The organism is Micromonospora sp. NBC_01638 (assembly GCF_045209745.1).
GTDB lineage: Bacteria > Actinomycetota > Actinomycetes > Mycobacteriales > Micromonosporaceae > Micromonospora.
The window spans coordinates 6668241-6695072 of the sequence record NZ_CP109273.1; the positions used below are offsets into that span (position 1 = coordinate 6668241).

23 protein-coding genes and 2 pseudogenes are annotated in these 26832 nt (G+C 69.4%); 11 read left to right on the forward strand and 14 right to left on the reverse strand.

Annotation, left to right across the window (positions count from 1 at the left end):
• Positions 1–20: 20 nt before the first annotated feature.
• From OG811_RS30970 to OG811_RS30980, 3 genes are all read right to left on the reverse strand, one after another.
• Positions 21–1562 (reverse strand): ricin-type beta-trefoil lectin domain protein, encoded by a 1542-nt coding sequence (locus tag OG811_RS30970; RefSeq protein WP_406070807.1) that lies wholly within the window; start codon positions 1560–1562, stop codon positions 21–23.
• A gap of 212 nt (positions 1563–1774) precedes the next feature.
• Complete coding sequence (locus OG811_RS30975; protein ID WP_406070808.1) at positions 1775–3292, reverse strand: RICIN domain-containing protein; 1518 nt, start codon at positions 3290–3292, stop codon at positions 1775–1777.
• A 35-nt stretch (positions 3293–3327) separates the two neighbouring features.
• On the reverse strand, positions 3328–4767 hold the full coding sequence (locus OG811_RS30980; protein ID WP_406070809.1) for a glycoside hydrolase family 43 protein: 1440 nt from the start codon (positions 4765–4767) through the stop codon (positions 3328–3330).
• A 760-nt stretch (positions 4768–5527) separates the two neighbouring features.
• Here OG811_RS30980 and OG811_RS30985 point away from each other — a divergent pair.
• Positions 5528–6889 carry a ricin-type beta-trefoil lectin domain protein gene (locus OG811_RS30985; RefSeq protein WP_406070810.1) on the forward strand — a complete coding sequence of 454 codons (1362 nt, stop codon included), beginning with the start codon at positions 5528–5530 and terminating at the stop codon, positions 6887–6889.
• A gap of 182 nt (positions 6890–7071) precedes the next feature.
• On the opposite strand, the gene OG811_RS30990 is transcribed toward OG811_RS30985, so the two are convergent.
• The 7 genes from OG811_RS30990 to OG811_RS31020 form a co-directional block, all read right to left on the reverse strand.
• Entirely contained in the window at positions 7072–7749 is a 678-nt protein-coding gene (locus OG811_RS30990; protein WP_406070811.1) for a TcmI family type II polyketide cyclase, read from the reverse strand.
• Positions 7749–9056 (reverse strand): cytochrome P450, encoded by a 1308-nt coding sequence (locus tag OG811_RS30995; RefSeq protein WP_406070812.1) that lies wholly within the window; start codon positions 9054–9056, stop codon positions 7749–7751. The genes OG811_RS30990 and OG811_RS30995 overlap by 1 nt, the downstream gene beginning before the upstream one ends.
• Complete coding sequence (locus OG811_RS31000; RefSeq protein ID WP_406070814.1) at positions 9053–9373, reverse strand: putative quinol monooxygenase; 321 nt, start codon at positions 9371–9373, stop codon at positions 9053–9055. The genes OG811_RS30995 and OG811_RS31000 overlap by 4 nt, the downstream gene beginning before the upstream one ends.
• Positions 9370–11595 carry an FAD-dependent oxidoreductase gene (locus OG811_RS31005; RefSeq protein ID WP_406070815.1) on the reverse strand — a complete coding sequence of 742 codons (2226 nt, stop codon included), beginning with the start codon at positions 11593–11595 and terminating at the stop codon, positions 9370–9372. Before OG811_RS31005 ends, OG811_RS31000 begins: the two co-directional genes overlap by 4 nt.
• A gap of 47 nt (positions 11596–11642) precedes the next feature.
• The gene (locus OG811_RS31010; protein ID WP_406070817.1) at positions 11643–11777 is read right to left on the reverse strand and encodes a hypothetical protein; all 135 of its coding nucleotides are present in this window, start codon (positions 11775–11777) and stop codon (positions 11643–11645) included.
• A 125-nt stretch (positions 11778–11902) separates the two neighbouring features.
• Positions 11903–12724: a BTAD domain-containing putative transcriptional regulator gene (locus tag OG811_RS31015; RefSeq protein WP_406075990.1), complete on the reverse strand. Its 822-nt coding sequence runs from the start codon at positions 12722–12724 to the stop codon at positions 11903–11905.
• Positions 12725–13074: 350 nt separating this feature from the next.
• The gene (locus OG811_RS31020) at positions 13075–13836 is read right to left on the reverse strand and encodes a FadR/GntR family transcriptional regulator (protein WP_406070819.1); all 762 of its coding nucleotides are present in this window, start codon (positions 13834–13836) and stop codon (positions 13075–13077) included.
• Positions 13837–14022: 186 nt separating this feature from the next.
• Here OG811_RS31020 and OG811_RS31025 point away from each other — a divergent pair, with 186 nt between their 5' ends.
• The 8 genes from OG811_RS31025 to OG811_RS31060 all read left to right on the forward strand — a co-directional run bounded on the left by OG811_RS31025 (position 14023) and on the right by OG811_RS31060 (position 21653).
• Positions 14023–15264 carry an ABC transporter substrate-binding protein gene (locus OG811_RS31025; RefSeq protein WP_406070820.1) on the forward strand — a complete coding sequence of 414 codons (1242 nt, stop codon included), beginning with the start codon at positions 14023–14025 and terminating at the stop codon, positions 15262–15264.
• A 76-nt stretch (positions 15265–15340) separates the two neighbouring features.
• Positions 15341–16285, forward strand: a complete 945-nt coding sequence (locus OG811_RS31030; protein ID WP_406070822.1) for a carbohydrate ABC transporter permease — start codon at positions 15341–15343, stop codon at positions 16283–16285.
• Entirely contained in the window at positions 16282–17097 is an 816-nt protein-coding gene (locus OG811_RS31035; RefSeq protein WP_406070823.1) for a carbohydrate ABC transporter permease, read from the forward strand. The genes OG811_RS31030 and OG811_RS31035 overlap by 4 nt, the downstream gene beginning before the upstream one ends.
• Before the next feature lie 7 nt (positions 17098–17104).
• Positions 17105–18253 (forward strand): galactonate dehydratase, encoded by a 1149-nt coding sequence (dgoD, locus tag OG811_RS31040; protein WP_406070824.1) that lies wholly within the window; start codon positions 17105–17107, stop codon positions 18251–18253.
• 2 nt (positions 18254–18255) lie between these two features.
• Complete coding sequence (locus OG811_RS31045; RefSeq protein WP_406070825.1) at positions 18256–18894, forward strand: bifunctional 4-hydroxy-2-oxoglutarate aldolase/2-dehydro-3-deoxy-phosphogluconate aldolase; 639 nt, start codon at positions 18256–18258, stop codon at positions 18892–18894.
• On the forward strand, positions 18891–19844 hold the full coding sequence (locus OG811_RS31050) for a sugar kinase (RefSeq protein WP_406070827.1): 954 nt from the start codon (positions 18891–18893) through the stop codon (positions 19842–19844). The genes OG811_RS31045 and OG811_RS31050 overlap by 4 nt, the downstream gene beginning before the upstream one ends.
• Before the next feature lie 23 nt (positions 19845–19867).
• Positions 19868–21097: a D-mannonate dehydratase ManD gene (manD, locus tag OG811_RS31055; protein ID WP_406070828.1), complete on the forward strand. Its 1230-nt coding sequence runs from the start codon at positions 19868–19870 to the stop codon at positions 21095–21097.
• Positions 21087–21653, forward strand: a complete 567-nt coding sequence (locus OG811_RS31060; RefSeq protein ID WP_406070830.1) for a gluconokinase — start codon at positions 21087–21089, stop codon at positions 21651–21653. Before manD ends, OG811_RS31060 begins: the two co-directional genes overlap by 11 nt.
• 458 nt (positions 21654–22111) lie before the next feature.
• On the opposite strand, the pseudogene OG811_RS31065 reads toward OG811_RS31060, so the two are convergent.
• Both OG811_RS31065 and OG811_RS31070 read right to left on the reverse strand, forming a co-directional pair.
• Positions 22112–22471 (reverse strand): annotated as a pseudogene (locus OG811_RS31065) (excinuclease ABC subunit UvrA); the annotation flags it as partial.
• Positions 22472–22641: 170 nt separating this feature from the next.
• Positions 22642–23067 carry a pyridoxamine 5'-phosphate oxidase family protein gene (locus tag OG811_RS31070; protein WP_406070832.1) on the reverse strand — a complete coding sequence of 142 codons (426 nt, stop codon included), beginning with the start codon at positions 23065–23067 and terminating at the stop codon, positions 22642–22644.
• A gap of 439 nt (positions 23068–23506) precedes the next feature.
• On the opposite strand from OG811_RS31070, the gene OG811_RS31075 reads away from it, so the two are divergent.
• The gene (locus tag OG811_RS31075) at positions 23507–23650 is read left to right on the forward strand and encodes a hypothetical protein (protein WP_406070833.1); all 144 of its coding nucleotides are present in this window, start codon (positions 23507–23509) and stop codon (positions 23648–23650) included.
• A gap of 76 nt (positions 23651–23726) precedes the next feature.
• Here OG811_RS31075 and OG811_RS31080 read toward each other — a convergent pair whose 3' ends face one another.
• Together OG811_RS31080 and OG811_RS31085 are read right to left on the reverse strand one after the other, a co-directional pair.
• Positions 23727–24500 carry a hypothetical protein gene (locus OG811_RS31080; protein WP_406070834.1) on the reverse strand — a complete coding sequence of 258 codons (774 nt, stop codon included), beginning with the start codon at positions 24498–24500 and terminating at the stop codon, positions 23727–23729.
• 379 nt (positions 24501–24879) lie between these two features.
• Positions 24880–26343 (reverse strand): endo-1,4-beta-xylanase, encoded by a 1464-nt coding sequence (locus OG811_RS31085; protein ID WP_406070835.1) that lies wholly within the window; start codon positions 26341–26343, stop codon positions 24880–24882.
• A gap of 188 nt (positions 26344–26531) precedes the next feature.
• On the opposite strand from OG811_RS31085, the pseudogene OG811_RS31090 reads away from it, so the two are divergent.
• Positions 26532–26788 (forward strand): annotated as a pseudogene (locus OG811_RS31090) (DUF1768 domain-containing protein); the annotation flags it as partial.
• Positions 26789–26832 lie beyond the last annotated feature (44 nt).

Genomic DNA, 26832 nt, shown 5'->3' on the forward strand with positions numbered 1-26832 from the left:
CGTCCCCGGCCCGAGTTGCCTCAGCCGCGCCGCCACTTCTGGTTGGCGCCGCCGTGGCACTCCCAGAGCAACAGCCGCGCGCCGTCCGCGCTGTTCCAGTCCTGCACGTCGACGCACTTGTTGGCCTGCGGGTTGACCAGGTCTCCGGCCCCGCTGAGCACGAACTGCTGGGCCGGATTGCCGCTGCAGTTCGCGAGCTGGATCACCGCGCCGTTCGCGGTCGACCCCCCGGCCACGTCCATGCACAACCCGAGCGCCCGGACGGTGCCGTCGCCGGCGAACGTCCACCGCTGGGCGTTGGTGCCGTTGCAGGTCCACAGCTGCAGGTACTGGCCGTCGGCGCCGTTGGAGCTGGGGACGTCTATGCACTTGCCGGCGTACCCGATGATCTGGCTCGCACCGCCGCCTCCGGTGGTGGTGAGGGCGAGCCCGTATGCGCCGAGGATCTCGTTCACCGGCTGGTAGACGGTCGTGCCGCCGGAGTTGCAGTCACCGCCGGCACCGGAGGTGACGCCCTGGGCCTGGTTGCCGGAAATGAACGAGCCGCCGGAGTCACCGGGCTGCGCGCACGCGCTGCTGGCGACCAGCCCGTAGACCAGAGAGCCGGAGTAGTTGACCGTGACATCCCGGGCGGTGATCGTGCCGCAGCGCCAGCCGGTGGTCCGGCCGGAGCGACAGACCGAGCTGCCGATCGCCGCCTCCGCGGAGCCGGCCACGCTGGTCGTGCCGCCGTTGTAGGTGTTCACCGTCGGCGTGGCCACCCAGGAGGAGTTGACCTGTACCCAGGCGTAGTCGTTGCCCGGGAAGGACGAGCCCCGGAAGGTGCCCTGCGCGACGCCGCTACCGCTGGTGGTGCTGCCCACGCCGCCGCAGTGTCCGGCGGTGACGAAGCCACCGGCGACCGCGAACCCGACCGAGCACAGCACACTGTTGTTGATGACGTACTGGTCGCCGCCCCGGACGTCGTACACCGGGCGGTACGGCTGTGCGCTCGACACGGTGCGCACCGTGTCGCCGGTGGCGCCGGTGGCGCGGACGAACTCGCGGGCCGTCGCGGTGTCCGCGGCCCGGACCACCACGCTGTTGCTCGCCGGATCCACGTACCAGGAGTGCACGGTCGCGCCGGCGCGGCCGGCCTCACGGTCGAGGGCGGCCTTGGTCCGGTCCAGGTCGGCCATGCTCCAGCGGACCACCTGCGGCTGGGCGCCGGCGCTGCGGACCCGGCCGGCGCGGGCGGCTGTGGTCACTCCGACCACCAGGGTGGTGCCGTCCGCCGCGATCCAGGACCCGCCGTAGCTGGTTGCCAACTCGGCGCGTAGTCGTCGTTCGATCGACGGTGCGCCGGCCTCGACGGTCGACCGTTGCCGGATCTGGTCGTCGGTCAGGCCGAGGTCGCGGCGCAGGGCGGCCCGCTGGCCCGCCGGGAGATCGGGTGACGGGTGGGCGGCGGCCGGTGGCACCGGGCCGGGCGGCGGGGCGGCTGACGCGCCGTCGGCGGGCATCGAGGCCAGCGCGGTGACGAGCGTCGCGACTCCCAGGACAACACCCAGTTCGCGGATCATGGAGCACCTCCAGGTGGATTGAACAGGCCGCGAGAGCGCTCTCACGCAACAATCCTTACCGTTTAAGCGACGGGTGTCAATGTCTGTGAGTGGCGCCAGAGAGTGCCGATGGGACACCAGGTGTACGAGCTACCGGCATCGATTGACCCACGCGACTTCCGGAGCGCCTGACCACGCACCCCCGAGGACCGGTGGTCCCGTCGAGACGATCGTCAGACCGCCGAGCGCGACCACTGCTGGTTGGCGCCGGTGTTGCACGGGTACTGCTTGAGGATCACACCCTCCGCGGTCGACGCGGCCGGTACGTCGACGCATTTGCCGCTGTGGCGTGCCCGGAGCTGGAAGTAGCTGCCGTTGGCGACCATCTGGAACTGCTGGTTGCCGCCGGTGCCACAGGTGTACTGGATGAGTTCGGCGCCGTCGGCGGTCGACGCGCTCGCCACGTCGAGGCATTTCCCGCTGTGCCGGCTGATGATGCGCCAGTAGCCGCTGCCGCCGTCCTGGAACTGCCACTGCTGCCACGCGTTGCCGCCGTACGTGTACTGGCCGACACGCGCACCGTTGTCGGTGTTCGGTGACTGGACGTCCATGGCCTTGCCGCTGTGCCGCACGGTGATCCGGTAGTACGTCCCCGTCGACGGCGGAGGTGTCGTGGGGCCGCCGCCGATGGTGTCGCCCCACGCGTACCGGATCTGGTCGGCGCCGGAGGTGTTGCGGACGGTCAGGTTGAGGTTGGTGCCGCTGCCGCTGAGGGCGAACATCGAGTACCAGTCGTATCCGATGGTGCCCGGCTTGCCGCCGAGGGCGGGCCAGTAGGTGCCGCCCATCTGGTTGTCGCGCATGACCTGCGCCATCGCGCGGATGTAGCGCACGAAGTTGTCGGTGCTGCCCGCGTCGGCGTAGTTGCGGCCGTCGTTCATGGGAGCGCCGAACTCGGTCGCGACCGCGCGGGAGGCGCAATTGCCCAGGCGGGTCTGGATGTGACTGCGGAAGGCGTCGTAGGTCATCGCACCGTAGAAGAACGCGTAGTAGTGGAAGGACAGCAGGGTCGAGTTGAAGCGGGTGTCGTTGCAGATGTCGCGCAGGTCCTGGCTGAAGCCGGTGCCACCGATGAGCACCCGGCCGGGCACCGCCGAGTAGTGGTAGCTCAGCCAGTTCGCCGCGACGTCGCGCCACTCCGCCGAGCTGTAGCCGTGCGGCTCGTTCATCGGCTCGAAGTAGACGTTGGTGTTCGAGCCGTACGTGTTGGTCACCGTGGACCACATCGCGTTCCATGCGGCGAGGTTCGTGATCCTGCCGCCGGAGGCCGCGCCGTCCTCCCAGTACGCCAGGATGACCTTGAATCCGCGGGCGGTGGCGGCGTCGATGGCGCCGCGGTACGCCTCCCACCAGGCCGTCCCCACCGTGTGGGTGTTGATGGGCAGCCGGACGGTGTTGACACCCATGGTGGAGGCCATGTCGTCGTAGAGGGCGTTCGCCTTGGCCCGCACTGTCGCATTGCTGTCGGAGACGCTCAGGCCCTGCACGACGAGCGGACCGGTGCTGAAGTTGTCACCCAGCACCGCCCAGTTCACGCCACGGAAGTGGCTGGTGGCGGCGGTGGCCGGCGACGCCACGATGACGACGACGCCGACCAGCGCGGTCAGCGCGGTCACCAGGATGATCGGCAGCCGGCGCAACGACCAGGTGCTCCGCGATACGTGACCCAGAAACGGGCTGGTCCGTGTCATGACATGTCCAATCGAGGTGGGGCCACAGTCGGAGTTCAGCTGGTCACCCGGAAGGTGGCGTCGGCACGGCTCTGCGCGTCGGTGACCGGGTCCAGCCGGAGCAGGTAGTTGTAGTGCCGGATGTAGCGGTCCGGGTGGCTGTAGGACTGGAACGACGTCCACGAGGAGCTGGCGAGGCCGGCGACCTGCCGGAAGGTGGCGTCGGCGGCGAAGGTGGCGGTGCCGTCGTTGGCTTCCAGCCGGAAGTCGAACCCGTATTGACGCAGGTAGTAGCCCGGGTAGTTCACCGACTGGATGGAGACCGTGCCGGAGCCGACCAGACCGGGCACCAGCCGCCACTGGCCGTCCTGGACGGGGCTGACGTTCGCGTCGATGCGGGCGTCGTAATCGGCGTGCCGCACGAACCGATCCTGAAGGTTGTACGACTGGATCCGGTTGACGGCGGTGGCGGGCCAGCGGGCGAGCACCCGGTTCTGCTCGGCGGCGGTCAGGTTGAGGATCGAACCGTGCCGTTTCCTGGTGCCACCCATGGCGTACGAGCCGGACGCCGGCAGTCGGAAGCTGCCCGGGCTCGACGGATCGGTCGTCAGGACGGGCAGGTAGCCGCGCCCGCTGGAGTACTGGTCAAGGTAGAGCACCCACTCGTTGCGGGCGTTGAACCGCATCCACATCGGGCCTTCGACCTGGGAGCCGGTCAGCCCGATTCCGGACAGGTTCCCGATGTTGGTCCAGGTGCCGAGGATGGAGTTGCTGCCTTCCAGGGTGATCTGACCGTCGCGGGAAGCCCGGACGTAGCGGTAGGCGCCGACACCAGCGGGCACCTCGACGATCTGGGTGTCGATGATCTCCTGGCTGCCGGGCCGGTTGACGTAGACCTGCGGCGTGGTGATGCTGCGGAAGTTCGCCGTGCGCGCGTGGTAGATGCGGTGCTTGGTCGCCCCGTTGAGCGGGACGTTGGTCGCCCAGTAGAGGACGTAGTCGCCGGTCGCCGGGTTCCAGATCGCCTCCGGTGCCCAGGCGTTGCGTCCGTCCGGGATCGCGCCGGCGACGTTCAGCAGCCATGGCGCCGACCAGTTGACCAGGTCGGTGGACTCCCACACGACGAGGTTGCGGCTGCCGTTGTTGATCGCGGCCGACCAGTCCTGGCCGCAGCCGATGCACAGGTCCGTGGCGATGATCCAGTACCGGTCGCCGCCGGGCGAGCGGACCAGAGCGGGGTCGCGGACACCGCGGGTGCCGACGGTGGAACGCAGCACGAGCCCGCCGTTGTTCAGGTCCGTCCACCGTAGGCCGTCGGCGCTGTGCGCGAGGTAGATCTGCTGGTCGGCCGACGACTCGCCGGTGAAATGCGTCATCAGGTAGCCGACGGTCGGGTCCAGCGCGGCAGCCTCCTTCGGCGTCGCCACCGACCAGGTGGTGAACACCAGGCACGCGGCGACCGCCACCGCGCAGAGCCGGGCGAGGATTCTCGACATGGGTCCCTCCTTCGCCTAGCGGCATACGCGGTGGCAAGCGATGTACCAGGTGTCGTTTGCGGGGTACCCGGATGGCCGAGTGGTGGCCGGTGCTGACGCGAGCTTTGTGGGCAGTGACCAGCTCAGTGTGATCACGGACGTTAGCGCTAACAACACCAGTGCGTGCATATGCTTGGGCTGCACAATCTTGGGCGGCGGGTGACGCCCGCATGGGCAGGTCTGGAACGTCAGACGCCATGTGTTCTGTTCGTTGAGTTTGCGTTGCGGACAAGTGTTAGCGATTCGCATCCAGCATGTCAAGGCATCGAAGATGTTCGTTTGGCTTGGCCGGCAGCGCGGGTTGGCGAGCCCGCCTGCCGACCCGCGCCGCCACGAGGGTCCGTTCCCAGGCGCCGCAGACCGCCCGGCGGCCGGCAACGTGCCGGACACAGCATTGACATCCTTCACTGCACGACCTAACGTCGGGGCGAATCGATTCGACGTCGAGCCGGGTGCTCCAGCACCGTCCGGCGGTCGGTTGCGTGCGGTGTGGACCGCCGACGATTCGACGACCGACCGGTCCCGCATGGGCGGCGAGACCGGTGGCGGGAACCTGTGGCGATGAGCCGGCCAGCGCCGTGGGCACATCGCGCCTTCTGGGTTTCGTCCCCGGCCAGGGTGGCCGGCGGGGGTGACCCGGAGTGGCGCATCGCGGCGGTGCGGGAATCGCCGTGGACCCCTCTACCTGAATCAGATCGTGCCGAGTGGCGGGAGCCCCATCATGACAAGACGTAGACCCATCCTTGGTTTTCTTGCAACGACGGCGGTTGCCGTCGTGACCGTGGCCGCGGCGGCACTGACCGGCGGCTTGAGCACCACTGCGTCGGCCGCGACCGTCGGAGCAGCCGCAACGACCGCCGGGTGCGGCAAAGCGCCCACGTTGACCAGCGGCCAACGGTCCATCCAGAGCGGCGGCCAGAACCGTAGTTACATCCTGAGGATTCCTGACAACTACGACAGGAGCCACCCGTACCGATTGATCTTCGGATTTCACTGGAACGGCGGCACCGCCAACGACGTCGACGGCGGCGGGGCGGACGGGGCGGCCTGGTCCTACTACGGGCTGCGGCAGCAGGCGAACAACAGCACCATTTTCGTCGCCCCCCAGGGCAACGGCAACGGCTGGGCCAACCCCGGCGGCCAGGACGTCACCTTCGTCGACGACATGATCAGACTGATCGAGGCAGATCTGTGTGTCGACACGACGCAGCTCTTCGCGCTCGGCTTCAGCTACGGCGGAGGCATGAGCTATTCGCTGGCCTGTTCCCGGGCAGGTGTCTTCCGCGCTGTCGCGGTCTACTCCGGTGGGCAGCTCAGCGGGTGCAGCGGCGGCACTCAGCCGATCGCGTACATGGGAATCCATGGCATCGGGGACCCGGTGCTCAACGTCTCCGCCGGACGGTCCCTACGTGACACGTTCGTGCGGAACAACGGGTGCACCTCACAGAACCCGCCCGAGCCGAGGTCGGGCAGCCTGACCCACATCACCACCACCTACTCCGGCTGCCGGTCCGGCTATCCGGTGGTGTGGGCCGCCTTCGACGGCGGGCACACCCCCGGCCCGGTGGACGGCGGCGGGGACAGCGGGGCCAGGACCTGGACCAAGGGCGAGGTGTGGAGGTTCTTCACCCAGTTCGGCAGCACCGACCCAACGTCGCCGCCGACCACCCCGCCGCCGACCACCCCCCCGCCGAGCGGCACGTCGGCCCTGCGTAACACGTCCTCCGGACGGTGCCTGGACGTCAACAGCGCCGCACAGACCAACGGCACGGCCGCGATCATCTGGGACTGCCACGGCCAGAGCAACCAGAGCTGGACCTCGACCGCCGCCCAGGAGCTGCGCGTCTTCGGCGGCAAGTGCCTTGACGTCAGCGGCGCCGGCACCGCGAACGGCAGCTCGGTGATCATCTGGGACTGCAACGGCCAGTCCAACCAGCGGTGGCGGTTCAATGCCGACGGCTCGATCACCGCAGTTGGTTCCGGCCGGTGCCTGGACGTGGTCGGCAACGGCACGGCCAACGGCACGCGCATCCAGATCTGGGACTGCACCGGCGCGGCCAACCAACGATGGAGCCGGAGTTGAGCCCTGCGAACGTCTCGGGAGGGCAACGGTAGGACCGGCTGTGCACGGCCTCCGCCAGGATCGCCGTGCTCGCCAGTCCGGTTCGGCGGCGGAGCCACGCGGCTCGGCCGCCGAACCACCCGGCACCGACCCCACTGATGGTCATTCACGCACTTCTGATCCGCAGCGCTTGGTCGTGGTCGTCAGTCGTCGGCTTGCCAGCGGTAGTACTCGTTGGCCACCGCGTCCTGAGGGCCACGCCAGGTCTCCGGGTTGTACGGGCTGATGAACGGGCTGAGCTCCGCCATGATCTTGGCGAAGACCGGCTGGTCGTGGTCCTGCCCGGTGGCGTCGGCGACCGCCGCGTCGGTGCGCTCCAACAGGTGCACGTAGACGTCGTCGATGGAATACAGCCAGCGCCCGGTGACGCCCAACTGGACTGGCAGCGACCCGGCGTCGGACTCGCCGAAGATCCGCGCGACGTCGGGCTCCGCGCCGGGCTTGATCCGGCTGATGATGACGGTGAGATTCCTGCCGGCCGACTCCGGCGGCGCTGAATCCGCGGCCGAAACCCAGCTGTAGAACTCCTTCGCGACCGAGTCGGACGGGTTCTGCCAGTTCCTCGGGTACGGCGTCACGTACGGGGCGATGGCTTCGGCGATCTTCTGGAACGCGGGCAGTCCCCGGGTCTGGCCCGACACCCGCGGGTCCGCCCTGCGCTCGATCACGTGGATGTAGAGGTCGTCCAGTGACAGCAGCCGTCGTCCAATCACGCCGAGGTCCTGCGGTCGGGTCGTTTTGTCGTAGTAGCCGAAGACATCACCGACGATGCCCTCGCTGCCCGGAACCATGTGACAGACGATCACGTTTCGGAAGACCATTACTGCTCCTCGGGTGTGTGGACGGGTGAGCGCGTGGACGGTGTTCGCTGGGTGCCGATCGGGGACGGCCGTCCGGCACCCCAGGTGGCGAACTTGACCGGGAGTTCCAGCAGGCCCCGGAACGGCGACGCCGCCGGCAGCCGGCGCAGCTCGGAGACCGGCACCCCGAGCCGCAGCTCCGGTAGCCGGCGCAGGAGCGCCCCGATGCCGATCTGGGCCTCCATCCGGGCCAGCGAGACTCCCAGGCAGTAGTGGACGCCGTAGCCGAAGCCGATGTGCGGGCCCCGCTCACGGCAGAGGTCGAGCCGGTCGGGGTCGGCGAAGTGCTCCGGGTCGTGGTTCGCGGCGTTGATCACCACGCCGACGATCGACCCGCGTGGAATGCGTACGCCCTGGTACTCGACGTCCTCGGTGGCAATCCGGGGACTGGCCACCGGCAACGGGCCGTCGAAGCGGAGCAGTTCCTCGATCGCCGAGGGCAGCAGCTCCGGCTTGGCGCGCAGCAGGTCGAGCTGGTCGGGATGGGTCAGCAACGCCACGGTCGCGTTGCCGAGGAAGTCCGCGGTGGTCTGGTGCCCGGCGAACAGCAGCAGGAAGGTCGTGGTGACCAGTTCCCGTTCGGACAGCTGCCCGTCGTGGTCGCAGGCGTCGATCAGGGCGCTGACCATGTCGTCGCCGGGGTGCGCGCGTTTGGCCTGGACCAGGTCGGCGAGATAGTGGTGCAGCCGCAGCTGGGCCTCCTGCACGGCCGCCCGGTCCTCCTCCGGGCTACGGCCGGACGACCCGGACGTCCTGATCACCTGGGTCCAGTCGAGGACCCGCTCGTGGTCGGTCTCCGGTATGCCGACCAGTTGGCTGATCACCATCATCGGTAGCGGGATCGCGAAGTCGTGCATCAGCTCGGACTGCCCCTGCGGGATGATCTTGTCGAGCAGGTTGTCGACGATCTCCGCCACCCGGGGCCGCAGCGCCTCGATCCGACGCGGCGCGAACGCCTGCGACACGATCCGTCGCAACCTGGTGTGCTCCGGCGGATCCGCGTTGAGCATGTTCCTGTTCAACGCCTCCGAGTTCGGCCCGAAGATCCGCAGGTACTGCTGACCGGGGCCGTAGAGGTCCTTGGACAGCCTGGGGTCGGTCAGCGCCGCCCTGGCGTCGTCGAACCGTGTGATCAGGTAGGAGTCGAACCGCGGCGAGCTGACCGGGCACACCGGCTTCTCCGCCCGCAGCCGCGCGAAGGTGGGATAGGGGTCGGCAGCGAACTCGTGGGTGTAGAGCTCGGCCGCGGGTACGGCATCCTCGGTCATCGCGACTCCTCGGGCTCGCTCCGTACGCTGTGCAGAACCTGGTAGGTGTGCCGTTGCGCGGATTCGCGAAGCTCGCGGATCATGTGCAGCAACCGGTCCCGGTGCGAGCTGCGGCCAAAGGCGTCCAGCCGTTCGCGGTCCGCCCAGTCGCTGATGATCAGATAGCTGCGCGGGTCGTCGGCGTCGCGGACCAGGTCCTGGTTCAGGCATCCGTCCAGCGCGCGGATCTCTTCCGCCACCGAGCGCCACGCCGCCTCGAACCGTTCCTCGCAGCCCTCCCTGGTACGCATCGCCAGTACGGTGCGTACCGTCGTCATCTCGCGCCTCCGAACACCAGTTGCAGGTGCTTGCCGAGCGCGTCCGCGTCGATCGGCTGGCTCCGGAACCCGACGTGCCCGTCCGGGCGGACCAGGTACAGGGCGGTGCCGTCGACGCCGTACACGGCGCGGAACCCACCCCCGGTGTCGCGCACCACCGGCGGATCGAGCAGCGACGGCACACGGGCGTCCGGGCTGAGCAGCAGGTAGATGTCGACCTGTCCGGACGTCTGCCGGCGGACGTCGGCGCACAGTTTCCCCACGGCGGTCACGGTCCCCTCGTCGGCCGAACCGTCGGCGTAGAGCAGCAACGTGTGCCGGGTGCCGCGGGTCAGGTCACGCAGTCGCAGCGGGTGCCCGACGCCCCGCCGACTCAGGCCGCCGACGTCGGGAGCGCGGTCGCCGGGCCCGGGGCCGTCCCGCAGGGCATCGGGAGCGGACAGGGACTCGCCGACCAGCGGGCTGTCCGAGTAGCTGAGCAACATGGACATCTCCTGCAGGAACTGCCGCTTCAGGTCATCGCGGTCCAGTTCGTCGGTGAAGGCCATCCGCACCGCGCGCCCGACGATCTCCTCGCCTTCCGGGCGCCGTTCGGTCTCGTAGCTGTCCAGCAGCCCGGGGGCGGCGATCCCCTGCACCGCCAGCGCCATCTTCCACGCCAGGTTCCAGGCGTCCTGGATGCCGGTGTTCATGCCCTGGCCACCCGCGGGCGGGTGCAGGTGCGCCGCGTCGCCGGCCACGAACACCCGACCATCGCCGTACCGGTCCACGATGCCGTGGCTGATCCGGAACACCGACGACCAGCGCAGGTTCGATGCGCGGGTGCCGGGCGGGGCCAGTTGGTCGAGCGCGACCTGAAGGTCGGCGAGGGTCGGTTCGGCGAGTTCCTCGCTGAATCCGGGCGGGGCGTCCTGCCCGCCGGTCTGGGCGAAGAACCGGGGCGGCGCCAGGGTGGCGATCCGGTACCGGGACTCGCCGCGCAGCGGGACGCAGACCAGCATGCCGTCCATCCGGCCGTCGGTCTCGTGCAAGAACCGGAGCAGGTGGCCCTCCGGCATGTCCCAGTCCACGTCCACGTCGCAGAGCATGAACAGCTGCGGGAACCGGCCCAGCCCGCCGGAGAACGTCAACCCGAGCAGCTCGCGGACCTTGCTGTGCGCGCCGTCGCAGCCGATGAGGTACTTCGCGCGTACCGTCTCCTCGCCGGCGGTGGTCGCGAGCGTGGCCAGCACGCCGTCGTCGTCCTCGGTGAACGCGATCAGCTCGGCGCCGCGGTGCGGGCGCACCCCGAGCGTGGCGAGCCGTTCGGTGAGGATGCGCTCGGTCTCGTACTGCGGGAGGCCGAGGTGCGCGTACGGCAGCTCGGGCAGCTCCCAGCTCATCCGGTGGACCTCAGCGCCGTTGACGAACACCAGGTTCCCGGTCAGCCAGATCCCGGCGTCCATCGCCTCCCGCACGATGCCCTGGCTCTCCCAGATCTCCATCGTGCGGCAGTGCACGCCGATCGCCTTGTCGGCCTGCCCCGGCGGGGTGGCGTGCTTCTCGACCACCCGGCACTCGATGCCGCGCCGGGCCAGCTCGACGGCGGCGGTCAGCCCGGTGGGCCCCGCTCCGACGATGAGTACGTCCGTTGTCGTGTGCACGTCGATCTCCTTGCCCGTGCTCGGTGCTCGCCTGCTGTCGGAATGCGCCACGCGGTGGAACAGACGGCGCCGGAAGTCGAGGAGGAACGGCGCGATCGGCCCGGCCTCCTCCTGCGCGTGTGCCGGATTGGCGATCCAGCTGAAGAACTCGGCTTCGCTGCGCCATTCGGCGAAAATGTGGTGGAGGTCCGAGCCGGGTTCGCGCAGCAGATCCTCGCGCAGATAGCCGGGCACCCCCGCCATCCGCGCCCTGACCTGCGCGTACCCGCGGTGGAACTCCGCGAGCCGGGAGGCCGGCACGGTGACCTCGACATCCACGAAGATGCTCGACCCCCCGCCGTCGGGGTCGCGCATCACCCGGTAGCTGTCCGTTGCGGGTGTCTCGCACAGCGGGCGGACGGCATCGGCGAAGCGTGCGGCGACCGGCCCGTCCTCGTAGCCGCGCAGCGCGGCCTCGTCGGTCCACTCGGTGACGACGACGAGCAAGCGTGGATCATCGGCGTCGAGAAGCAGGTCCTGTAGGAGGTTGCCGGGCAGTGCGCTGATCTGCCCTGCGGTTGCTCGCCACGCGGATTCCACGGCGGGTTCGCACCCCGGGCGGGCGCGTATCCGGACCATTGTCCTGATCATGAATTCCCCTTCGAACGCGTGCGGGAGACGATCGGGCTGATGAACCCGCCATGGCCGCGCGCACCGACCAGGAAGGCGTCGACCGCCATCCGACAGGACTCGCGGACGACGAGCAGCAGCGTGCGGATCATCACGGGCCTCCTTCCCGGTCCTCGTGGAGGTGATTTCTGCGTGCGTCACGACAACGGTTAGCTGGTCGAACGCCACCGGCTCGCCCGGACCATGACGTCGTTCTGCGACCTTGCCGAACGGTGCGTCACCCCGCCGTCACCGATGACCGGTGTCGAGTCCGCGACCGTTGACGCGGCGGGGCCGGGCCCCGCGGCGCGGGCGCGTGATCCGGCGCGAGCACATCGTTGATCAACGCGGACATCGCCGCGGACGGCTCCAGTTGCAGCTCGCGCCGCAGGAGGTCGCGATACACGAAGAAGGCATGCAGAGCCTCGTACGCGTTGCCTTCCGCCAGGTGCGTCTCGACCACCAGCCGGTGCGGCGTCTCCCGCAGCGGTTCGGCCGCCATCGCCTCGAGCGCGGCCTGCAACGCCGCGCCGTGCTCGCCGGCACGCAGGTGGGCCCGCGCCATCTCGTCGAGCAGGTGCAGCCGCAACTGGCTGAGCCGTTCCCGCTCCAGCAGAACCCAGTCGTCGTACCAGCCGGGCAGCAGGTCGTGGCGCCCGGCGGCGAGGACCGCCGCCGCCGGCCGCGGATCGCCGCCCTGGCTCACCCGGGCGTCGGCCCGGGCCAGCTCGTCGACATCCACGTCGACCACCGGGTGCAGCCGAACCGTGTCGCCGATCGTGACCACCGGGCAGGACGAGTCCCGGCGCAGCCGCCACAGCGCCGTCCGCAACGACGACAGGGCGCGCTCCTCCGGCACCTCCGGCCACAGCAGGCCCGCCAGTCGGGTGCGGGTGGCGCCCGGGCGCAGGCCGATCAGGGCGATGGTGCGTTGCAGGCCGCGCGGCACCACCACAGGTCGCCCGCCGTGCAGCAGCCGGAAGCCGCCGAGCAGCAGGAGGCGAACCGTCGGCTCGGCGTCGGGCCCCGGCCGTGGTGGCGTGCCGCCGGTCGTGGACAGCCTCGTGCTCTTCTCACAGGTCACGATCGAACTCCCTGCACCGGGACCGTGGGCGAGGCAGGCCCGCCGGAGTTCCCGGTCCGCGACGCCGCTGCCGGGGCGAACACCCGGTGCCCTCAGCTGGAAGTTTTACGGCAGGGGCGTCACTCGGGCGTCACCGCGCACCAGGATCTGTGCGATTCCTGTGACAGTTCGGTGACAACGAGCGCAGGTATCACTGCGGGTCCGGAGGCGGGGACAGCATCACGGTGGCCGGATCGGCCTGTACGTGCGACAGGCCGTCGCCGGCTCCGGGCCGCCCTGGACCTACCAATGGCAGGCACCGACCTCGTAACCCACTGCTCAGCGGGTCAACGCTGGCCGGGCTCGCCGGTCTGCTCCCACATCGACTTCATCTCGTCGAACGCCTGCTCCATGACCTGGACCATGGCGGCCCGGGCCCGGTCACCGTCGTGCCGCTGGATCGCCTGGGCCACGTCCGCGTGCAGTTGGAGGGCCTGCTCGTCGGGGTAGCGCGGCATCAGGTGGTGGTGGTGGCGGCCGCTGAGCACCTCCGCCACGAGTTCATGCAGCTTGACGAACATCTCGTTGCCGGAGGCGACCAGCACCCGCCGGTGGAACTCGATGTCGAGGCGGAGGAAGCGCTCCTCGTCCCCGGCCTTGCCCGCGGCCCACATCTTCGCCGCCAGCCCGACCAGATCGCTCGCCTCGTCGTGGTCGACCCGGGCGGCGGCCAGCCACGCCGCGTGCGGTTCTACGGCGGTCCGCAGTTCGGTGATCGAGCGCATCTGCGCCATCCGGCCGGCCGAGGCGAGCCGCCAGCGGATCACCTGCGAGTCGAAGACGTTCCAGTGTTCCGCCGAGCGGATCATCACCCCGACCCTGCGGCGGGTCTCGATGAATCCCATGGAGGCGAGCACCCGCAGGACCTCGCGGACGACCGAGCGGGAGACGCCGTACCGGTCGACGAGGTCGTCGATGTTGAGGACGGAGCCGGGCGTCACCTGGCCGCCGCAGATGGCGGTGCCGAGGTGGTCGAGCACCTGTGCGTGCAGCCCGGCCTCGGCAGGGGCGTTCTGGGCGGCTGCAACCCCCGATGAGGACCGGTTCACACTCCGGATCATATCAGTTGAAGATCAGCCCTTGAATAAATCCGCTTTATCGGCCTAGCATCCGGTCGTTAAACAGGTGTTACGACCAGGTGGCGCTCTTCCCCCCGGGGCGGCGGCCAGGACACAAGGAGAGATGCAGTGCGGCGTCGATCGATAATTGGAACTTCTCTGGCCGTGGTTGCCGCCATGGGCCTGAGCGCGTGCGGCGGCGGCGGCGAGGACAGCGGCGCCTCCAAGACGGTCCGCGTCACGCTGGCCAACCACGTGTGGACGGAGAACATCAAGAAGGCCCTGCCCGAGTTCGAGAAGCAGACCGGCCTGACGGTCGAGATCACCCAACTCGGTGAGGACCAGCTCTCCGACCAGTACAACGTCAAGCTGAACGCGGGCTCCGGCGACATCGACGTGATGATGTACCGCCCGCTGCAGGAGGGGAGGCTGTTCGCCAAGAACAAGTACCTCGCCGACCTGTCCGACGAGGTGAAGGCCAACAAGGACTGGGACCACAGCGACTTCCAGGCCGGCCCGGTGGAGGCCACCTCGTACGAGGGCAAGGCGGTCGGTGTCCCGATCATCACCGAGCAGGAGGTCCTCTACTACCGCAAGGACCTGCTGGCCAAGGCCGGCCTGACCGCCCCGCCGAAGACGCTCGACGAGCTCAAGACGGCGGCTGCCAAGATCAAGGCGGCCGACCCGAAGGTCGCCGGCTTCGTCGCCCGGACCGGCAAGTCGCCGGCGGTCACCCAGTTCTCCAGCTTCCTCTACAGCTTCGGCGGTGACTTCGTCGACAGCAACGGCAAGGCCGCCGTCAACAGCGAGCAGGCCAAGCAGGCGTACGCCTACTACGGCGGACTCATCAAGGACCAGGGCCCGGCCAACGTCAGCACCGACATGAGCTGGCCGGAGGCGATGGCCATCTTCACCCAGGGCAAGGCGGCGTTCTACACCGAGGCCAACTCGCTCTACAAGAACGCCACCGACCCGGCCAAGTCGAAGGTCTCCGACACCGTCGGCTTCGCGCCCTTCCCGGCCGGCCCCGCCGGTTCGAAGCCCTACAACATCCCCTCGTGGGCGCTGGGCATCAACGACGGCTCGAAGAACCAGAGCAACGCCTGGAAGTTCGTCGAGTGGGCGACCGGTAAGGAGCAGACGCTCGCGCAGCAGAAGTCGGGCGTGCCGAGCGCGCGTACCTCGGTCTGGGCCAACCCGGAGGGCACCGCGACCTACCCGAAGGACCTCGTCGAGGCCATCGCGGCCAGCACCAAGGACGGCGTGGGTCACGACCGCCCGCTGGTCAACAAGGTCGCCCAGGCCCGCGAGATCGTCGGCCAGCCGATCGTCGACGCCATCGCCGGCAAGGACGCGGCGGCGTCGGCCGACACCGCCAACACGGCGTTCCAGAAGTTCCTGGACGACGAGGCCAAGTAAGCCGAGCGCGGGGTGGCGGGGCCGTCCGGCTCCGCCACCCCGGTCCCCCGTTCGGCCCGCCCACCCCGGAGATCTCATGGCAGCAGTCACCACCCCCACCAAACCCCGCGGCGCCGCCGCCACACCGGACACGCCCGGCTGGGCCCGCTGGGCCAACGACCACCGCAAGTGGCTCTTCGCGGCGCCCGCCATGGTGTTCGTCGCCGCGCTGATCATCTTCCCGCTGGCCTGGACCGGCTATCTGAGCCTGACCGACGCCGAGGGGTCGGTACGGGCCGAGTCCGAGTTCGTGGGCTTCCAGAACTACATCGAGGTGCTCTCGGACACCGACCGGTTCTGGCCGGCCGCCGGGCGTACCGCCGCGTTCACCGTCGTCGCGCTGCTGTTCGAGGTCGTCCTCGGCATGGCCGTCGCGCTGCTGCTGTGGCGCCCGTTCCGGGGTCAGAAGTGGGTCCGGGTCGCCATCCTGATGCCGTTGGTCGCCACCCCGGTCGCGGTCGGCATGATGTGGCGACTCATCTTCGACCCGAACATCGGCCTGGCCAACCAGGCTCTCGGCTGGATCGGCATCGGTCCCCAGCCGTGGCTCGCCGGCCAGCACTCGGCGCTGCCGACGACGATCTTCATCGACATCTGGCAGTGGACCCCGATGGTCGTGCTGATCCTGCTCGCCGGCCTGACCTCGCTCTCCGACGAGCCCCAGGAGGCGGCGCGCATCGACGGCGCCAGCACCTGGCAGCGGTTCCGGCACGTCACCCTGCCGCTGATGATGCCCACCGTGATCGTCGCGATCCTGCTGCGCGGCATCGACGCGCTGAAGACCTTCGACATCCTCTACGCCACCAAGGGCCGCGGCGGCGGCTCGTTCCACGAGGTCGAGACGCTCAACGTGTACGCCTACGGCCTGAGCTTCGACTACAACGAGTACGGCATCTCATCGACGGTCCTCATCATCTTCTTCTTGATCATCATCGGGTCGATGTGGGCCCTGACGTCCCGCAGGAAGGAGTCGCAGCGATGAAGGCCCGCCCCGCCTACCGGATCTTCCGCTTCGTGGCGCTCATCGTCGTGGTGATCGCGCTGCTCGCACCGCTGCTCTGGATGGTCGCCGCGTCGTTCAAGACCAACGTCGACATCTACGACACGGGCAAGGCCTTGGTCTTCTCGCCCACCGCGGACAACTACGCCAACGTCCTCAAGCAGGCGAACTACGTCCAGTTCATCGGCAACAGCCTCTGGGTGGCCTTCGCGGCCACCGCGCTGTCCCTGCTGCTCGGCGTGCCGGCGGCCTACTCGATGAGCCGCTTCAACATGAAGAAGTCGGCGCTGGTGGTGCTCATGGCGCGGGTCATCCCCGGCGTCTCGCTGCTGGTGCCCTGGTACTACGTCTTCTCCAACCTGCAGTTGGTCGGCGGGTTCAGCGTGCTCGTCCTCAGCCACATGTTCGTGTCGCTGCCGCTGGTGGTCTACATCATGATGGGCTACTTCGACAGCCTCCCTCCCGAACTCGAGGAGGCGGCGCTGGTGGACGGGCTGACCCACATCGGCGCGTTCCGCCGCATCACCCTGCCGCTGTCGGTGCCGGGCGTGGCCACCGCCGGCATCCTGTCCTTCATCTTCTCCTGGAACAACTTCATGTTCGCCCTCGTGCTCTCCGGCGCGGACACCAAGACCCTGCCCGTCGCGATCTTCGACTTCGTCGGCTACGCCAGCATCGACTGGGGCGGCCTGATGGCGGCGGCCACCGTCGTCACCCTGCCGATCATGCTGATCGCCCTGTTCGTGCAGAAGTACGTCGTCTCCGGTCTCACCGCCGGCGCGACGAAGGGCTGAGGACACCATGACGACAATCGCACGGGTCGAGACCTTCCTCGTCGCCCCCCGCTGGCTCTTCGTCCGCGTCGAGACCGAATCCGGGATCGTCGGCTGGGGCGAGGCGACCTGCGAGGGCCGTTCCGAAACTGTCCGGGCCGCCGTCGAACAGCTCAGTGAACTCCTGATCGGCCGGGACGCTCTGCGGATCGAGGACCACTGGCAGGTCATGACCAAGGGCTCCTTCTACCGGGGCGGCCCGATCCTGGCCAGCGCGGTGGCCGGCCTCGACCAGGCGCTCTGGGACATCGCCGGCAAGCGGTACGGGGCGCCGGTGCACCAACTGCTCGGCGGCCCGGTCCGGGACCGGATCCGCGTCTACGGCTGGGTCGGCGGCGACGAACCGAGCGAGGTCCGCGACCACATCGCCGCCCAGGTGGCGGCGGGCCTGACCGCCGTCAAGATGAACGCCTCCGGACGGATGGGCCCGATCGCGTCGGTCGCCGAACTGGACGGGGTGGTCCAGCGGGTGGCCGCCGCCCGCGAGGTGCTCGGCGACCACCGCGACGTCGCCGTCGACTTCCACGGCCGGTTCACCCTCGCCAACGCCCGCCGCATCGCCCCGCTGCTCGAGCCGTACCGGCCGCTGTTCCTCGAGGAGCCGGTCGTACCGGAGAACTCCCACCTCATCGGCGACTTCGTCCGGTCCACCACCACGCCCGTGTCGACGGGCGAGCGGCTCTACAGCCGACAGGAGTTCCTGCCCGTCTTCCAGGCCGGCATCGCGGTCGCCCAACCGGATCTGTCGCACGCCGGTGGCATCACCGAGGTACGCAAGATCGCCGCGCTCGCCGAGGTATACGACGTGCAGCTCGCCCCGCACTGCCCGCTCGGACCGATCGCCCTCGCGGCCTGCCTGCAGGTCGGCTTCGCCACGCCCAACTACCTGATCCAGGAACAGAGCATCGGCATCCACTACAACCTCGGCGCCGAGGTGCTCGACTACTGCCTGGACAAGACGCCGCTGACCTTCGTCGACGGGTACGTCGAGCGGCTCACCGCGCCAGGCCTGGGCATCGAGATCGACGAGCAGGCGGTACGCGCGGCCGACAAGCGCGGCCACGCCTGGCGCAGCCCCATGTGGCGGCACCCCGACGGCTCCTACGCGGAATGGTGACCATGACCCTCGATCTGACCACCGAACTCGCTGCGGCCCGCGTCCTGGCGGTCATCCGCGGCACCGACACCGCCGCCGCGGTCGCCACCGGCACCGCGCTGCTGAAAGAGGGCGTACGCATCGTCGAGGTGGCCCTCACAACGCCCGGCGCGCTGCACGCCATCGAGGCCATCCGCGCGGCCGCGCCCGCCGAAGCCCTGGTCGGCGCGGGGACGGTGCTGACCGCCGCCGACGTCGCCGATGTGCTCTCCGCCGGCGCGCAGTTCGTCGTCACCCCGGCCGTCGTCGAGTCCGTACCCGAAGCCGTGCGCCGCGGAATCCCGGTCGCCGCCGGGGCGCTCACCCCGACCGAGGCGTACACGGCCCGACAGCTGGGGGCGTCGGCGGTGAAGCTCTTCCCGGCATCCCTCGGCGGCCCGGCGTACCTGAAGGCGCTGCGCGACCCGTTCCCGGACATTCCCTTCGTCGCGGTCGGCGGGGTGGGCCTGGCCGAGATGCCCGCCTATCTGGCTGCCGGCGCCATCGCCGTCGGCGTCGGCGGCCCGCTCGTCGGGGACGCCGCCTCCGGCGGTGACCTGGACGCGCTGCGCCATCGGGCGCGGGCCTACCTGGCGGCGGCGACCCGCCCGCCGGCCTCATGACCGCCGTCGACGTGCTCACCTTCGGCGAGGCCCTGGTGTCGCTGCGGGCGGCCGGACCACTGGCCACCGGGGGCGCGCTGACCATGCACCTGGCCGGGGCGGAGTCCAACGTCGCGATCGGCCTGGCCCGGCTCGGGCACCGGGCCGCCTGGGTGGGCCGGGTCAGCGACGACGAGCTGGGCGAGTACGTGCTGCGGCAGCTGCGCGCCGAGAGCGTCGGCGTCGACGGCGTGACCAGGGATCCCGACCGACCCGCCGGTCTGCTGTTCCTGGAACGGCGCACCGCCGACCTGACCAGGGTGCGGTACCACCGGGCCGGCTCGGCCGGGTCGGCCCTGTGCGTCGAGGACCTGCGTGAGCCGATCGCCGGGGGTGCCCGGGTGCTGCACCTGACGGGCATCACCCCGGCGCTGTCCGACAGCGCCCGCGAGGCCGCCAGGTGGGCGGCCGAGGCGGCGTCCCGGTCCGGGATGCTCGTCAGCCTCGACGTCAACCACCGGGCCCGGCTCTGGACGCGAGAAGCCGCCCGCGCGGTGCTCGCACCGCTGGCCGGGTACGCCTCGGTCGTCATCGCCTCCGCCGACGAGCTGGACCTTGTCGGCGAACCGGGGGCGGACGAGTCCACGGCTGCGGCGGGTCTGCTGGCGCGCGGAGTGGAGACCGTACTGGTCAAGGCCGGCGCCGACGGCGCCCGGGCGTACACCCGCGACGGCGTCCGACACGCGGCGGCGCTGCCGGTGACCGCGGTGGACACCGTCGGCGCGGGCGACGCGTTCACCGCCGGCTACCTCTCCGGCCACCTCGACGGACTCGACCTGGCCGGCCGGCTGCGCCGCGCGGTGACCCTCGGCGCCTTCGCCGTCGCCGGTCACGGCGACTGGGAGGGGTTGCCGCGCCGGGACGAACTGTCCCTTCTCGACGATCATGAGACCGGAAACACCCTTCGCTGAGCACTACCCGAGAAAGGCACCTCGTGAAGATTGTCGCAGCGGACGTCATCGTCTCCAGCCCCGACCGCAACTTCGTCACCCTGAAGATCACCACAGCTGACGGGGTCACCGGCCTGGGCGACGGCACCCTCAACGGGCGGGAACTGGCGGTCGCCTCGTATCTGCGCGACCACGTCGTCCCGCTGCTGATCGGGCGGGACGCGCACCGGATCGAGGACACCTGGCAGTTCCTCTACCGCTCGGCGTACTGGCGGCGCGGGCCGGTCACCATGGCGGCCATCGCCGCCGTCGACGTCGCGCTCTGGGACATCAAGGCGAAAGCCGCCGGCATGCCGCTGTACCAGTTGCTCGGCGGCGCCTCGCGGACCGGCATCATGGCGTACGGCCACGCATCGGGGCGGGACGTCCCCGAACTGTTCGACTCCATCCGCAACCACCTGGAACTCGGATACCGGTCGATCCGGGTACAGACCTCCGTGCCAGGGATCAACGCCGTGTACGGGGTCGCCGCGCAGCCCAGCCCCGACGGCAAGCGGTACGACTACGAACCGGCGCAGCGCACGCCGCTGCCCGCCGAGGAGGACTGGGACACCCGCGCCTACCTGCGCCACCTGCCCAGCGTCTTCGAGGCGGTACGCAACGAGTTCGGCCCCGAGCTGCCGCTGCTGCACGACGGCCATCACCGGATGACCCCGATCCAGGCCGCCCGGCTCGGCAAGGACCTCGAACCGTACGACCTGTTCTGGCTGGAGGACTGCACCCCTGCGGAGAACCAGGAGGCGCTGCGGCTGGTCCGCCAGCACACCACCACGCCACTGGCCATCGGCGAGGTCTTCAACACGGTCTGGGACTACCAGACCCTCATCCGGGAACAGCTCATCGACTACGTGCGGTCCGCCGTCACCCACACCGGGGGCATCACGGCCATGCGCAAGCTCCTCGACTTCGCCGCCCAATACCAGATCAAGTCGGGCATCCACGGTCCGACGGACATCTCACCGGTCGGCATGACCGCCGCGCTCCACCTCGACCTCGCCATCCACAACTTCGGCATCCAGGAGTACATGCAACACGGGCCCCTGACCAACGAGGTGTTCCGGCAGTCGTTCACCTTCGCCGACGGCTACCTCCACCCCGGGGAGCAGCCGGGCATCGGCGTTGAACTCGACGAGCAGGCCGCCGCGCGGTACCCGTACACGCCGGCCTACCTGCCGTTCAACCGGCTCAAGGACGGCACTGTCCATGACTGGTGACAGGCGCCCCACCCACGGCAACCCGCGGCCGACCCGGCACGTCGTCGTGATGGGCGTGTCCGGTGTGGGCAAGACGACCGTGGCCAGGGGGATCCGCGAGCTGACCGGGCTGACGTTCGCCGAGGCGGACGAGTTCCACTCCGAGTCCAACGTGGCGCGGATGCGCTCCGGTGTACCGCTCGACGACGAGGCCCGCTGGCCGTGGCTGCGCGACCTCGCCGCCTGGATGTCCGCCCGGAACACCGAGGGGGTGTCGACGGTGCTGGCCTGTTCCGCGCTGAAGCGGTCCTACCGGGACCTGCTGCGGCAGGGGCCGCCGGACCTGGACTTCGTCCACCTGGACGGGCCGGCGGAGGTGATCCGGGAACGGTTGTCCCAGCGCGCCGGGCACTACATGCCGGCGAGCCTGCTGGACTCCCAGGTGGCGGCCCTGGAACCGCTGGGCTCGGACGAGTCCGGCGTGGTCCTCGACCTCTCGCTGCCCCCGGACCAGCTCGTCACGGCGGCGGTCACCCGGCTGGGCCTGCGAACCGACACCGCGGCTGGCGGTAGGTAGGCCGCCCTGTTGCGGGCCGGGCGCAAACCGTGCGGAATGCGCCCAGCGGACATCCGGGCTGTCGGCTCATGAGGACCCGGTGGGAGCGGGCAGACCGCTCCCACCCCTCCTCCTCGGCTGGGGCGTGGACGCGGGTGCCGAACGTGACGTAGGACCCGCCCCGGCCCTTGGGCAGCGCAGGCCTTCTCGTATCTGCAGGAGCGGTAGGCCCGACGCGTACCGCCGGAAGAAGCTGGCGGTCGGGGTGTCGGCTGCCGCGACGGCGTCCGGGGTGCCCTCCGCGACCACCGCGCCCCCATCCGGACCGGCTCCCGGGCCCAGGTCGATCACCCAGTCCGCCGACGCGGCGACGGGGATGTCATGTTCGGCCACCACGACGGTGTTGCCCGAGTCGAGCAACACATCGAGCGCATCCACCACACGCTGGATGTCAGACGGGTGCAGGCCGGGTTTGGGCCGATCCCCGGAAGGCGCGAATACAGCAGCCCTAGGTGCCCGTCGATACCGATGATCGTCGCGACCGTGGAGCGGGGGTTGCGGTTCAGACGGCGCTGGTCGACCGCGAGCGTCGCGCCGAGTCCGAGAATGCGGTCGACCTTCGGCCGATTGCGCTGGGTAATGTACTGCCGTACGAACGGCGAAAGCCCTTCCAGATACCGCAGCTGGGCTTCGTTGTCCAGGGTGTCGATGGCCAGCGAGGTCCTGCCACTGCCGCTCACTCCGGTGAAGGCGACGAGCTGCCCCTTGGGGATGCTCACGGACACGTCCCGCAGATTGTTGGTACGAGCACCCACCACGTCGATGGTCTCGCGCCCCATACTCGCCACGTCCCCTACGAATACAGTCAACCTTCGTCCACCCTCTCGCAGTGCAGCAGGACATGAAGCGATCACGTCACTACGCGGCAGGTCGTCATCAATGGCGCCGAGCGGCCGCTTCACCAGATTTCTCAGCACGTGGCCGGTCCCGATGCGGCCCGCGCTGCGGATCAGGATCGGGACGCCGCAGTGACCTTTGCGATGTCGGGGGCGTAAGCGGTCATCCAGTGCGGATGCAGCCGGTAGTAGACCACGTCGTTGTCCCAGTCGAAGAGGTCGTCGCCATAGAAGTCCTTGAGGTACGCGAGCAGGTCCGGCCAGTCCGTGGCCGGCTCGCCGTCCTGGGGGTTGAGGATCTCCACCCTCCCGTGCGTGAACACGCCCAGGTCCTCACCGCGCATGTGCGCGGCGCTCACGGCGGACCGCGCAGCGAGATGACGCGCCTTGGCCGCGCCGCGCGACGTGCCGAAAAGCCACTTGCCGTGCAGGAAATGCCCATCCACACCGCTGATCCGCGGCTCGCCCTTCGCCGTCACGGTGGACAGGGCGAGAGTGCACATGCCGGTGAGGACCTGAGTGAGCTGCTCCGCGGTCAATGTTCGCTCAGTGCTGATGATCGAGCGGAGGTGCGAGGTGGAACGGGAGAGGGAGGCATCAAGGAGGGCCTGAAGCTCTTTGAGATCTTCTGAAGTTTCGCGCACGGAGGTCCTTATCTGTTGGTATCTATCCGAATTCACGGCTTACGCCCCGTCATCGACGCCGAGCAACACACCCATACTCAACCCAAAACCTGACACCTTGTGTCTTGTTTTTTTCATCCGTTTCGCAGGCACGGCGCGGGCGGCATAGCACGGGGGCGCGAACGGCTGCACGGGGCGCGGCCAAAGGTGCCCAGGTCCCACAGGACCGCGACGAGCCGTCGGGTCTCGGGCGACCGGTAGGCGCGGAAGCCCAGAATCAGCAGCCCGATGACAAGCAGGCTGGTGATCCAGATCCCGGCGTCGGTGACATACGCGGCGGGCCGAGGCTCTCGGCGTGGCGATCGCCAGCTACCCGGCCGGTGACGTTCCCGGGCAGGTGCGGGTGCTCGCCCCGTCCGGTGTCGACGGTCTGATCGACCTCGTCGGCCGCAACATCGATCCCCACCAGCCCGGCGACGCCGCTGCCGGGGTGTGGTAGCAAAGCCGCACCCCGGCAGAGACGCCGATCGGGACTGACGCGACGGAGAGCCTCCGCGCCAACCGGGGGCTCCAGGTCAGCAGCCGAGCCGCTTACTTGAAAGGGCGATGTCGTCGATCCAGAGGTCAAACTGGCCTGGTGTCGTGCCGCCCTGGTAAAGCTGCCAGCCGATCTTTACCGTGTCGACCGTCGGCAGGACGAAGGGAACGTCGTTGCCGCCGTGGTCGCTCGTGGAAGCGGTCAGTTCCGGGTTCGCCACGCCGTCGATCCACACCGCGACGCTGTTGTCCGCCGCGTCGATCTTCCACTCGAAGCACTGCCAGGTGTCCTCGGCGACCGGGGCGGACTCCCGCCAGTTGGTCCAGTCGCCGGTCGGACCGCCGTCGGCGCCGACCCCCCAGAAGGTTCCGGGGACCGTGGGCGCGTACTGGCCACCGACCGGACGGACGACCTCCGCGCTGCCGGCGCCGGTCGCTTCCACCAGTGTGAAGTGCGCCCAGTCCGGGGCGGTGGGGAAGGCATCGACGCGCAGACGCATCCGGCCGTAGAAGTGGTTGCCCGGCGCGGCGAAGTCGTCGACGCGCAGAAAGGCGCGTCCGTTGTCAACCGTGTGGATATGCAGCACCTGGTTGCCACGGCGGGCACGTTCGACGGTGAGCGTGCCGTGGCGGGTGTCGACGCCCCAGTTCAACGTGCTGGGCCCCCCGGGAGGCAGTCGCTCGAAGTCCTCACAGAAGAGCAGGCCACGGGGGCACGAGGGCGGGGAGGCACCCGACGCGCCGGCCGGAACGCTGCCGACTGCGGCGCCGAGGATCAGGGCGGCGCTCAACACCGCGAGAAAACTACGCATGGTCATCCTCCATGACGGCTGGTCCCCACCACACGGGCCGGGCCAGCAGGCACTTTCCGGCCATCCGGCGCTGCGTGCTCCCGCTCGCACCGTTGCGGCGCGGTTGCCCCGCACTGCGGCGATCCGAGCTATCCGGCACGACCGCATCAGCTCCGGTTGCATTGACGCATGTCAGTGTATGCGGTTCGCTTCGGTCGCCCGGCAGTGGATTCCCACCAGCGGGTCCCGAGACGAGGCAGAAGCATCGGCAAGCGTCCGGCCGGCAGCCGGTCGACCGTCGTGAACCGGGTTCGACCGGCCACGACGGTACCCGGGCCCGGAGCCGGTGGCTCCGAGCCCGGTCAGCGTCCTGAGGCGGCGGGCTGGTGCATGTCGTCGGTCAGGGGCTGGTGCAGGAGAGGCCGCTGGGTGCCGCGTCGCTGCTGCCGTTGACCAGGAAGCCGAAGGTGGTCGAGGCGTTCGCGCCGAGGGATCCGTTGTATTCGGCGTTGCGGACGCTGACCGCCCCGCTGGTGCCGGTGTTGATGCCGCTCCAGATGTTGGCGATGGTCTGCCCCCCGGCCAATGTCAGTCGTACGGTCCAGCCACTGAGGGTGGCGGAGCCGTTGTTGGCCACGCTGACCTCACCCTGGAAGCCACCGTTCCAGCTGTTGACCATGCGGTACGTCGCGGTGCAGGCACCCGGCTGCCCGGTGCTGGGCGGCGTGGTCGGTGGAGTGGTGGTCGGTGGAGTCGTGGTCGGTGGAACGGTGGTGGGTGGAACGGTGGTCGGCGGGGTGGTCGTGCCGGGCACCGTGGTGGAGGCGGCGTTGAGAGCGTTGAGGACGGCGGTGTACGCCGCCTTCGGGTTGCTGTTGCGGTCGAACAGCAGCGGGCTCTCGTTGCCGCGCCAGGAGTCGCTGTCCCGGATGCCCCACGTCGTGATCCCGACACAGCGGGGGACGTTCATGCAGGCCTGAGTCAGGCCCTGGTACTGGCTGGTCGAGGCGTTGGTGACGTCGGCCTCGGTCAACGCCACGTCAACCCCGAGGGCCGCGAAGCTCGACAGCGTCTGCTGAAAGTTGCCCGGCAGCGAGCTGCCACCGGTGAAGTGGGTCTGGAGACCGACGCAGTCGACCGGGACGCCACGGGACTTGAAGTCCCGGATCATGTTGTAGACGCCCTGCGTCTTGCCGTAGCTCCAGTTCTCGATGTTGTAGTCGTTGTAGCACAGCTTCACGCTCGGGTCCGCCGCACGCGCGGTCCTGAACGCCACCTCGATCCAGTCGTTCCCGGTGGATTGCAGGTTCGATGACCGCCGGCTGCCGTTCTCCGCGAAGGCCTCGTTCACCACGTCCCAGTAGGCGAACTTGCCCTTGTAGTGGGCCATCACGCCGTTGATGTGGTCGATCATCGCGGTCCGCAGGGCGCTGCCGCTGAGACTTCCCCAGAATCTCGGCTGCTGAGCGTGCCAGGCCAGGGTGTGACCACGGAACCTCATGCCGTGCTGGGTGGCCCAGTTGTAGATCGCGTCACCGGCACGGAAGTCGAACTGACCCCGGTTGGGCTCGGTCGCGTCGGGCTTCATCTCGTTGACGGCCGTCATCATGTCGAACTCGCGGTCCGCGATGGTCAGGAAGCCCGAGTCGTTGAGACGGTCCGCCCCCATGGCAGCGCCGAAGTACCGGCCGCTGCGCTCGGCGGCGGCCTGCAGTGTGGTCCCGGGCGGGCCGCTGAGATCGGCTTGCGCGAAGGTCGCCATGGCCATCGAGGCCACGATGACCGCCAGGGCGCAGGCTCCGCCCAGAAGCAGCCTGGCGGCACCCCGGGCGCGGTGTCTCGGTCGAGCGGGTACGTCGTACATTTGCGTTTCTCCTCGGTGTTCGGTCTGATCCGATACCGCACGAGGCACGGAACCGGCCGACCGCTGCACGGACGACGATCTGAGCACCGCGCTCGCTGAATCAGCACGTCACAGGTGACGCCGAGCCGTCGTCAGACCGGCCGCGCTCGAATCGGTCACCACCGGCGGCTGCCCGGTCCGCCCGGTGGATGGCGTGCACCGGCGTCGTACGCCCGTGCGGAGTGACCCTGCCCCGCCGCGATGATACATCGAATCAATTCGATCTGCGCGTCGACGGCCGGTGGTGGCCAGCACCGTTCACTATCGACGGGCTGCGCTTCGCCACGGCCGAGCACTACATGATGTGTACCTGTTCGGTACTGCTGAGCGGGTGCTCGTGGAGGCCAGCCCTCTCGACCGGGTCTGGGGCATCGGCCTGGCCGCCGACCACCCGCACGCCACCGACCTGTCCAGCGGAGCGTCGGTCAGCTCGGTCTGGAAGCTGAAACC